Source organism: Providencia sp. PROV255, assembly GCF_028478065.1.
GTDB classification, from domain to species: Bacteria; Pseudomonadota; Gammaproteobacteria; order Enterobacterales; family Enterobacteriaceae; genus Providencia; species Providencia rettgeri.
In genome coordinates, this window is sequence record NZ_JAMPMI010000020.1 from 38319 (window position 1) to 47592 (window position 9274).

The 9274-nt window shown below is 38.6% G+C and carries 10 protein-coding genes; 3 read left to right on the forward strand and 7 right to left on the reverse strand.

Features of this window, described 5'->3' with window-relative positions; translation table 11 throughout:
* Positions 1-7 precede the first annotated feature (7 nt).
* On the reverse strand, positions 8-1291 hold the full coding sequence (locus PR725_RS18105; protein WP_109912624.1) for an MFS transporter: 1284 nt from the start codon (positions 1289-1291) through the stop codon (positions 8-10).
* 94 nt (positions 1292-1385) lie between these two features.
* Complete coding sequence (locus PR725_RS18110; RefSeq protein ID WP_004914942.1) at positions 1386-2138, reverse strand: sulfite exporter TauE/SafE family protein; 753 nt, start codon at positions 2136-2138, stop codon at positions 1386-1388.
* Between the two features lie 211 nt (positions 2139-2349).
* On the opposite strand from PR725_RS18110, the gene PR725_RS18115 reads away from it, so the two are divergent.
* Positions 2350-2907 carry a helix-turn-helix domain-containing protein gene (locus PR725_RS18115; protein ID WP_109912583.1) on the forward strand — a complete coding sequence of 186 codons (558 nt, stop codon included), beginning with the start codon at positions 2350-2352 and terminating at the stop codon, positions 2905-2907.
* Here the strand turns inward: PR725_RS18115 and PR725_RS18120 are convergent.
* The 4 genes from PR725_RS18120 to ivbL all read right to left on the reverse strand — a co-directional run bounded on the left by PR725_RS18120 (position 2904) and on the right by ivbL (position 5937).
* A complete protein-coding gene (locus PR725_RS18120; RefSeq protein WP_272569932.1) occupies positions 2904-3566 on the reverse strand; it encodes a hypothetical protein in 663 nt (220 codons plus the stop codon). The genes PR725_RS18115 and PR725_RS18120 overlap by 4 nt on opposite strands.
* A gap of 193 nt (positions 3567-3759) precedes the next feature.
* Positions 3760-4044, reverse strand: coding sequence for an acetolactate synthase small subunit (ilvN, locus tag PR725_RS18125; protein WP_070927583.1), 285 nt, complete (start codon positions 4042-4044; stop codon positions 3760-3762).
* A gap of 2 nt (positions 4045-4046) precedes the next feature.
* Positions 4047-5744 (reverse strand): acetolactate synthase large subunit, encoded by a 1698-nt coding sequence (ilvB, locus tag PR725_RS18130; RefSeq protein ID WP_109912585.1) that lies wholly within the window; start codon positions 5742-5744, stop codon positions 4047-4049.
* 103 nt (positions 5745-5847) lie between these two features.
* Positions 5848-5937: an ilvB operon leader peptide IvbL gene (gene ivbL / locus PR725_RS18135; RefSeq protein WP_109912586.1), complete on the reverse strand. Its 90-nt coding sequence runs from the start codon at positions 5935-5937 to the stop codon at positions 5848-5850.
* A gap of 333 nt (positions 5938-6270) precedes the next feature.
* On the opposite strand from ivbL, the gene PR725_RS18140 reads away from it, so the two are divergent.
* Both PR725_RS18140 and PR725_RS18145 read left to right on the forward strand, forming a co-directional pair.
* Positions 6271-7443 (forward strand): MFS transporter, encoded by a 1173-nt coding sequence (locus tag PR725_RS18140; RefSeq protein WP_109912587.1) that lies wholly within the window; start codon positions 6271-6273, stop codon positions 7441-7443.
* A 239-nt stretch (positions 7444-7682) separates the two neighbouring features.
* Positions 7683-8090 (forward strand): helix-turn-helix domain-containing protein, encoded by a 408-nt coding sequence (locus PR725_RS18145; protein WP_117163030.1) that lies wholly within the window; start codon positions 7683-7685, stop codon positions 8088-8090.
* Between the two features lie 273 nt (positions 8091-8363).
* Here PR725_RS18145 and PR725_RS18150 read toward each other — a convergent pair whose 3' ends face one another.
* Positions 8364-8885, reverse strand: a complete 522-nt coding sequence (locus tag PR725_RS18150) for a single-stranded DNA-binding protein (protein ID WP_109912589.1) — start codon at positions 8883-8885, stop codon at positions 8364-8366.
* Positions 8886-9274 lie beyond the last annotated feature (389 nt).

Below are 9274 nucleotides of genomic sequence, written 5' to 3' on the forward strand. Positions count from 1 at the left end.
ATGCGCTTTATGGGCTGACTTGTTCAACCATTTGAGCGCTATATTTTTCTCGTGTGAACCATAAAAATACTGCCACAGACAGAACCAATAGCACCGGTAAGCCCACTGGTGAGATTGAAGTCGCCACTCCCGCCAATAATGGCCCTGATAAATTACCAATTCCCCATAGCATGGCCGCCGCTGCATTAGCGATGATCAATTCATTCCCTTTGAAATATTGGCCAATTTGTACCAAGGCAATCGTATAAATTGCCCCTGCCGTGGCTCCTAAGATAAATAACAGAACCCAAATCAGATAAGGTTGAGTAATAAGGAAGGGTAATAATAAGCTAGCTGCGAGTGTGATAATACCACAAATTCGGTACAGTTTTTCTCTATTCATATGGTCTGCAAGCCAGCCAAAAGGTAACTGCATAATGGCATCTCCAGCAAGGATGGCGCTAATCATTAATGCAGCAACCGCCTCTGTATGCCCCATTCCCATACCATAAATTGGGAACATCGATAAAATGGTTCCGTCAAAAAAAGCAAAAAATAAAATTCCACCACAAATACCCGGTGCAATTTTTACAAATTGAATAATTGAAAAATTAGATTGCGCGGCATTTTCAGCTAAACGGTCACCAACTTTTTGATCCATTAAAATAAATAGCACTACAGAGATTAAATGGATCAACGTACAAATCAATAAAGGCGATTTATCTTCCACACCATAATAAGCAATAAATGAAGGCCCAAGTAGCTGACTTACTGTGAACACGGTAGTATAGATTGCTAAGATCCGACCCCGCTTATTTTCAGGGGATAATTCATTAATCCACGTTTCTCCCAAGCAAATCATCACGCCACTCGCTAAACCCGTAACTAACCGTAATGGAAATAACAGCCAAAGTGGTAACGTACTCAATAATGGCAATAGGCTAATGGCAGAAACGAGGGTTGCCAATAGCATTGCCTTTCGCTTACCTGACCAACGCACAATACGTTGAACCATAGGGGCAATTAAAAACATACCTAATGCAGGAGCCGCAGAAATAATGCCAATATACAACTCATTGAAACCATAATTATTTAGCCTAAGAGCCACCATTGGAATACTTAGCCCAATAACGATACCAATGACAGCAATACTCATTGTAATGGTAAAAATAGCAAAAGATGGGGAACGTCGAAAATTTTGTAAACGCTGATTATCAGAGCTCATGTTGAAATTAACCCGTTTCTTTTTAGCAAAAGAACAGATTTTAACTCCATAAAATAGATTATTATGAAAAATAAAAAACCGCATCATTACTAGTAAAACTAATAATGTTCGTGGTGATTGTAACACGACTCATATATTCTGCTATTTATCTTTATAAAACTATTTTTAATATTCTAAATACTTAAAGGACGAAAAAATATCGATAAAGCAGCACAATACCTGATAATAAAATTATGACGTTAATAACTTTTAAAAAACTTTCACGTGAAATTTTTAATGTTATATGCCGACCAACCCACGTACCAATTAACATGGCAGGGGAAAATGCTAAAGCAATCAATAAAATATCTAGATTGAGATACACACCCATTACTAAAAATATCACCACTCGAGTCAGCGTACTAAAGCCAATTAACGTCATTTGAGTGACACGAAAACGCTGTTTATCTTCAATTCGGCTAGATAAATACATGGCATAGATAAAACCACCACTGCCAAATAAAGCACTAAAAACACCGCCCACTAAACTAAATGGGACAACCAACGCTTTTGAAAAAGGTGATTTTGATTTTTTAGAAAAAAAAGCATGTAAGACATAACCGACAACAAATAACCCAAGTAATAATACGAGTATATCGGGACGCGTTTTTAATAAAATCGCAGCACCAACTAAACTCCCGATTATCATTAATGGAATTATCCATTTAATTTCCTGATAATCCGCATTTTTACCATCTTTAAGTAAATTTAAAACTGCAGCGGTTAGATCTATTAATGCAAGGATTGGAACAATCATGTTTAACGGCAAATACATGGCTAATACAGGGGTTGCAATAAGAGCAGAACCAAAACCCGCCATGCCAAAAACCAAATAAGCAAACAACAATGTCGAGAAACAAATCGCCATTTCTGGTGATAACAATTCAAACGGCATGACCTTAACTCCAGAAGTTTTTTAACGTCCTCACTATAGATTTTTTCAAATACAGAAAATAGTTTTATTTTTGTAGGGTTTTAAATTTCAAATCTATATCAAAAAACAAAATAGCCACTTTAAATACAATATACAACTAAGAGTGTATAATTTACTTCTCTGAGTGATACAGAACTAGCACAATAAATTAAAATTCAGGTAAAGACACATTGTGGATAAAAAAATTAATTTAAAAATAGGGCAGAAAATTCGTTTACTTAGGCAAGCAAGGGATCTCTCGCTAAACGAACTATCTCGTTTATCAGGGATTTCGAAAGCCGCTTTATCCAAACTGGAATCTGGTGATTCAAACCCGCGCATCGACACATTAGAGTCGATCGCCATTGCTCTACGCTTTCCTCTCAGCGATTTGTTTACCCGGCAACATGAAGCTTATCCCTACTTGCTTAAAGCCACTCCCAGTGAAAAAGAGTATTCACAACAGTTTAAATTTCGCATTAGCATGGGAAATATCTCTGAAATCTGGCAATTAACCATGAAAAGAGGCGCTATCATTAATAGCCCCGCCCATATGAGTGGAACTCACGAGCACATTATGGTGAATTCTGGCTCACTCATGTTGCGGTTGCATAACGACCAAAATATCCTTTTGGAGGCGGGGGATTTCTATGCTTTCAGTGGTGATTTCCCACACAGTTATCTATGCATGGAAGGGGAGCTCCAAGCCACCGTCGTCATGACTTACTCTCATCTTAGTGATAGTGTTTAAATTAAGGCATGTTGTGCATCATAACTAATGCGCAATGTTCCCTTTTTAAATTTCATCGACTTAATTGAAAAATGCTGAATATTATCTAGCGAAGAAACATGCGTTCCACCACAAGGCATTTCTTCAGTTTGGTCGATATAACTGATCCGCAAATCACCCTTTTGCTTTATTGCAACGGACCGCCCACTGCGAATGCTTTGGTTAACAATATCTTCGATATATTGGCTATCAAGTTTATCAAAAGGAGTGACATCCCCTTCCATCATGCTAAATTCCACTCGAGATTCATCAGGAAAATGATGGCCTTTTTGTGCCAGCCAGCCAAAGCGACGTAATTCCCAATTCAGCAAATGACCTGCGGTATGTAGCGCAGCGTAACGCTGACGTTTTTCCTTATCTACCCTTGCAACCACATTATTTTCTTGACTAAAAGTAACGCCTTCAGGAAGGTATCCTACAATTAAACCATTCGGTTGTTTCCTAATGCGAACAGCAATATCATTCACCCAAGCTGTATCCATGGGTTGCCCACCACCTTGTGGGTGGAAAATATTGTCTTTTAGAGCCACCCAATGACCTTCATCATCATTCCCTTGTGCTAGTAGGGTAGTTTCAATTTCATATTGATAAGTGTTCGACAAATAGATGTTGTTTTGCATACATTTATACCTATTTATTATTCAATTCACCAAATACAAACCTGTAATGCGTTCAAAAAATCATTATTCAGTAACTGAACTTATACCACCATTGTTCGCTTTAAGAAACCCTAATTATCACTATAATTAAACATAAAAGAAAATAGCCCATACTGTTGGTATGGGCTACTAGGTCATAAAATTTACCTCAGAATTACTGCAAATAATTTTGCATTGTTTCGAAAAGACGCAAATCATCACTAAAGCGTACTTCCCGAACATCTTCTAATTTTTCAACTTGGTTAATCATTTGCGACAAACGCTCATCTTTTTGTACTAATAGCCATATACGGCTTTCATCTTTATCTTTAATCGGCATACATAGAATGCCATCAACATTAAATGCTCTACGCGCAAATAAACCACAAATATGTGACATTACACCTGGGTGATTACGAACAATTAGCTCTAAAGCAATCGGATGATGTTCAAATACCATAATTACGCTCCAATCATATCAATGTTAGCTGCACCCGGTGGAACCATTGGATATACCTTCTGATTCACATCAATCAAGGCATGGATCAAACATGGACCTTTGGTATTCATTATCGCTTCTAATGCCATTTCTGGATCTGCTTCATTATTTAAATCGCAAGTTTGCAAACCAAACCCTGCCGCAATCTTGATAAAATCGGTTTGATACGGATAAGCTGCAGCAAATATGCGATTTTCAAAAAATAAATCTTGTTGTTGATGTACCATCCCTAATGCTTGGTTATTCATTAAGATAATTTTGATATTCAGTTGGTGCTCCGCTGCCGTTGCCAGTTCTTGAATATTCATCATCAAACTGCCATCACCGGAAAAACACACAATGGTTTTTTCGGGTTTTGCCAACGCTGCACCAATGGCAGCAGGCAGCCCAAAGCCCATGGTACCTAACCCACCTGATGTCAGCCATTGACGTGGTCGAGACAAGGGGTATGCTTGAGCCGCCCACATTTGGTGTTGCCCAACATCCGTTGTCACAATCGCATCTTCACCAGCCGCACGTGCCGTAGACAGAACCAAGCCATAATGGTTCAGCGGGTTATCAGCCTCGCTAAAATTCAATGGATATTGCTCTTTTAATTGATTCACTTTCGCCATCCAATCTGTGCGTTCATTGCGTTCTACTAAAGGCAATAATAATTCCAATATTTGCCCTGCATCTGCATGAATAGCGATATCTGGACGCTTAATTTTGCTGATTTCTGCTTTATCAATATCCACATGGATAATTTTTGCGTTAGGGCAAAATTTCTCTGCTTTACCTATCGCTCTATCATCAAACCGTGCACCAATCACAATCAATAGATCCGATTCTTCCATGATCATATTAGTACTTGCGGCAGCGTGCATACCCAACATTCCTAAATATAATGGATGGCGCATTGGAATAGTGCCAAGTGCCATTAATGTCATGGTTGTCGGTAATGAAGCCTTTTCCGCGAATGCGATCGCTGTTTCTGTCGAATCAGAACTAATTACCCCACCACCAAAATACAGTACTGGACGTTTCGCCTTATTAATCATTTCAGCCGCTTGCAGAACTTTTTCCACATCAAATGCAGGTGCTTTATCTTTCGGTAATACTTCTGGTATTTCAGTTAGTTCAATTGTGGCAGTTTGCACATCTTTTGGAATATCAATCCAAACAGGCCCAGGGCGGCCTGACTCTGCAATACGAAAAGCATCACAAATCACTTGTGGCAATTCATTGATATTACGGACCAAATAATTATGTTTGGTGACTGGAATCGAAATACCATAGGTATCAACCTCTTGGAAAGCATCTGTGCCAATCATTGACGAAGAAACTTGAGCCGTAATACAAACCAGCGGGATAGAATCCAGTTTTGCATCAGCGATAGCGGTCACTAAGTTTGTTGCCCCAGGACCACTTGAAGAGATACAAACCGCGGCTTTCCCCGTGGTACGTGCAATTCCCTGAGCAATAAAACCTGCACCTTGCTCATGGCGAGCCAATATATGGCGGATTTTCTGGCTTTGACCTAATGCGTCATAAAAGGGTAAAGCCGCTCCACCTGGAATGCCAGAAACGATGGTAATACCGTGTTTTTCCAGTAAATATACAATTAATTCTGCGCCCGTAAAGCGGGTTTTATGTGGTGTTGTGGTGCCCGATTCGCTCATCATAATTATCCTTTGCTAGCCTGCGGATCCGAGCGAGAGGTGATAAAAAACCCCGCTCGGTTTGCGCCGGCGGGGTTTCTAAATCTGCGTTGATTTGTACCCGTTACGGCGCTAAGCCCACGACCACCACCACACGCACGACCACCGCGGCACGTGGCGCGGTTAGTAGTAGGTTTAAGTGATTAGTCGTCATGTTCACGGGTTCTTCCTGTTTAGTCTGTCTAATTTATTGATTATTGTTTTTCAGTTTCTTTTATTAAAAGAACATAAATTTCCCAGCATGACAATCATTTTTTCTTGTTTTATCCCAAAGGAATAGTAATTGCGACACTCATCACATCTCGCACCAGCAGCGACATTATCCATTAAAATAAAAAAATATAGCATTAATCACTACTTAAAATACCATCGCAGACCTTGACTTAAAGTCAACTTTAAGTTGTATCCTTTGCCGCATTCAGAGGGATTATTCCCTCAATGTAAGAAATATAACCAATTGATTTTTAATTAATAGACAGAGGGATATATGCCAAAATCCGTTTGGTGGTTAACTATCACACTTGCATTATTTATCACAGGAAATGCGATTGTCCTTTCTGTAGCAGTAGTTATTGGCGAAAAATTGGCTACCAACCCAACTTATGCAACTATTCCACTGGTAAGTCAGTACGTTGGCTTAATCTTAGCAACTATTCCGATCGCATTTTTAATGCAAAAATATTCGAGAAGGGTGGGCTTTATTATTGGTAACATCGGTGGGTTAATCGGTGCAGGCTTCTCTATTCTTGGTGTGATAGAAAGTCATTTAGTGTATTTTTCCATCGGGTTGTTTTTCACTGGGATTGCTATTGGTACTGCACAACAATTCCGTTTTGCCGCAATTGAAGAAGCACCTATTTCTTTACGAGCAAAAGCTATTGGCCTTATTATGAGTGGAGGCATTGCTGCGGCCTTAATCGGACCAACATTAGCCATTACCACCCAACGCTTTTTTACAGAATACCCGTTTGCAGGGCCGTTCATCACGTTAGCCGCCATTTATGTGATCGCATTTATTCTATTACTCGTTGTGCCTTTAAAGAAAATAGTGAAAACGCCATCGGATGAAGTGTTAGTCAAACGCAACTACAGTGCATTGTATTCACAACCTATTTTAAAATTAATCGCTATTGTCAGTGCCGCTGGGTATGCCATTGTAGTTTTTACTTTTGCCTCGATACCGTTATCTATGAAACAACATGACTTCGCCTTTTCCTCTATTGCGATTGTATTTCAATTCCATGTATTAGGTATGTTTGCACCGTCATTCTTCACTGGAACATTAATTCATCTTTTAGGGGCAAAACGCATTATTTTCTGCGGTATCGTACTGTTAATTTTATCAGCAACGATGAACCTGCTAGGTAACCATTTTTACAATTATTTGTTGGCGGGTATATTTGTGGGTGTTGCTTGGAATTTGCTTTTAATCAGTACCACCAACCTACTGCCCCATACATATAAAATGCATGAGCGAGCTAAAGTACAAGGCATGACTGATTTTCTTATCTATTTTTTCGGTGGAATAGGCAGTTTAGGAGCAGGCGTTCTTTTCTTCACTCTCGGATGGCAAGCGATGAATATTCTATCTGTAATCATTTCCGCTACAATTTTAATGAGTTTTTGGAAGCTAAAAAAATATATCCCCAAACACCAATGAAAAGTTATATCACTGTGCGATGGTTTTATATTCAGAGAGCGTAATAATTTCATCTATTGTTAATCGATATGATGAATATATCTCCTTAAGATAAACTCTACTGGCTATAAACTAATTAAAAATCGGTATTTTGTCTGTTTTGCCAATTAACAAACTGAATTCAACTTTGTTTACTATTTATTTATTGGCTATTAACTGAATGAGGGATAAGATTAAAAAGTAACTAATAGGAAGATATTATGTATAAAGAAATCCCTGTTCCCTATAATGGGAAGTACACAGAATTTCAATCTACAGTTGTTAATGAAATATTAGTTTGGATTGAAATGAACTTAACCAGTCGTCTATTACTTGATGATATTGCACTAAAATCAGGATATACAAAATGGCATTTACAAAGAGTATTTAGAAAAGTTGTTGGTATGCCTTTAGGTGAATATATTCGCCGAAGAAGGATCTGTGAAGCTGCTAAAGACCTATGCTCCACTGAACTTCAAGTTATTGATATTGCATTAAAATACCAATTTGACTCCCAGCAATCTTTTGCAAAGCGATTTAGAGCTTATTTAGGTACGTCACCGTCAATCTACCGCCTGTCCGGTGAAAGCCAAAATGACCCATTACTACTGGAACCTAAAGTAGCTTGATACGCTAATATGAAAATAAAATTTATATTTCTTTTTTTATAACACTACCAATACAAATCCCCATGTAATTTAATTGCTGGGGATTTTTTATTTATTTAAGAAATTCTTAATTTAGAATTAATAAACTCTTAATGTTTCGGTTCTGTATTTGTTTTATCATTCCAATAAAAAATAATATTTTCTAGATATATATTATTAGCATTTATATTTATTAAAAAATAAAGACTTCACAAGGAAGCCTTTATTTTATTTATACATTCTAATCAGTAAGAATTAGAACGGAATATCGTCATCAAAATCCATTGGTGGTTCATTGGTTTGTGGTGCAGGTGCTGATGGGCGTGCGGCTGGCGCTCCACCACCACTGAATTGTTGTGCCGCTTGAGGCTGCTGTGGTTGGCCCCAACCACCTTGACCGCCTTGACCTTGTGATGGTGCATCACCACCACGGCCACCTAACATTTGCATTGAGCCACCGATATTCACAACAACTTCTGTCGTATAACGATCTTGACCACTTTGATCTTGCCATTTACGTGTTTGCAGAGAACCTTCGATATAGACTTGTGAACCTTTTTTTAGGTATTCACCTGCTACTTCAGCAAGTTTGCCGAAAATAACGACTCGGTGCCATTCGGTTTTTTCACGCATCTCACCGGTTTGCTTGTCACGCCAACTTTCAGAAGTTGCCAGAGTCAGGTTTGCCACAGCTCCGCCGTTAGGCATATAACGGATTTCTGGATCTTGTCCTAGGTTACCGATAAGAATTACTTTGTTTACGCCTCTGCTGGCCATTTATTACTCCTGATGCATTGAATTTTAATCTCTGGATTAGCCGTGAAGTTTACCACGACAGAGCTGATTTGCACCAATATTTGAAATTGAGCTTGTTAATTTGCGAAACGCTTTCCAGCTTTTAGTGAAATTTCATAGTGCTTTTGTCAGTATAGACACAAAATAATGCATACCGCATCTATCTTTTCCTTTTCGATAAATTCAGATCGTTGTTTTTCTGTTTTTCTGTTTTTCTGTTTTTCTGTTTTTCTGTTTCACCATTAAAATCTTACTCTAAATAATTCAAGTTGTGGCTAGGCGGCAAGCGAAGATATCGTAGGGAGCATACAAAAGTATGTGACCTGCGTAGCTGAGAGAAGCCAACAACGCCACGGTTTGAAATATGACGA

Bases quoted from the DNA above. Each gene is read 5' to 3' on its own strand.
- PR725_RS18150 (WP_109912589.1), bottom strand. From the start codon at position 8,885: ATGGCCAGCAGAGGCGTAAACAAAGTAATTCTTATCGGTAACCTAGGA.
- ilvN (WP_070927583.1), bottom strand. From the start codon at position 4,044: ATGGTATTTGAACATCATCCGATTGCTTTAGAGCTAATTGTTCGTAAT.
- PR725_RS18105 (WP_109912624.1), bottom strand. From the start codon at position 1,291: ATGATGCGGTTTTTTATTTTTCATAATAATCTATTTTATGGAGTTAAA.
- ilvB (WP_109912585.1), bottom strand. From the start codon at position 5,744: ATGAGCGAATCGGGCACCACAACACCACATAAAACCCGCTTTACGGGC.
- ivbL (WP_109912586.1), bottom strand. From the start codon at position 5,937: ATGACGACTAATCACTTAAACCTACTACTAACCGCGCCACGTGCCGCG.
- PR725_RS18120 (WP_272569932.1), bottom strand. From the start codon at position 3,566: ATGCAAAACAACATCTATTTGTCGAACACTTATCAATATGAAATTGAA.
- PR725_RS18110 (WP_004914942.1), bottom strand. From the start codon at position 2,138: ATGCCGTTTGAATTGTTATCACCAGAAATGGCGATTTGTTTCTCGACA.
- PR725_RS18140 (WP_109912587.1), top strand. From the start codon at position 6,271: ATGCCAAAATCCGTTTGGTGGTTAACTATCACACTTGCATTATTTATC.
- PR725_RS18145 (WP_117163030.1), top strand. From the start codon at position 7,683: ATGTATAAAGAAATCCCTGTTCCCTATAATGGGAAGTACACAGAATTT.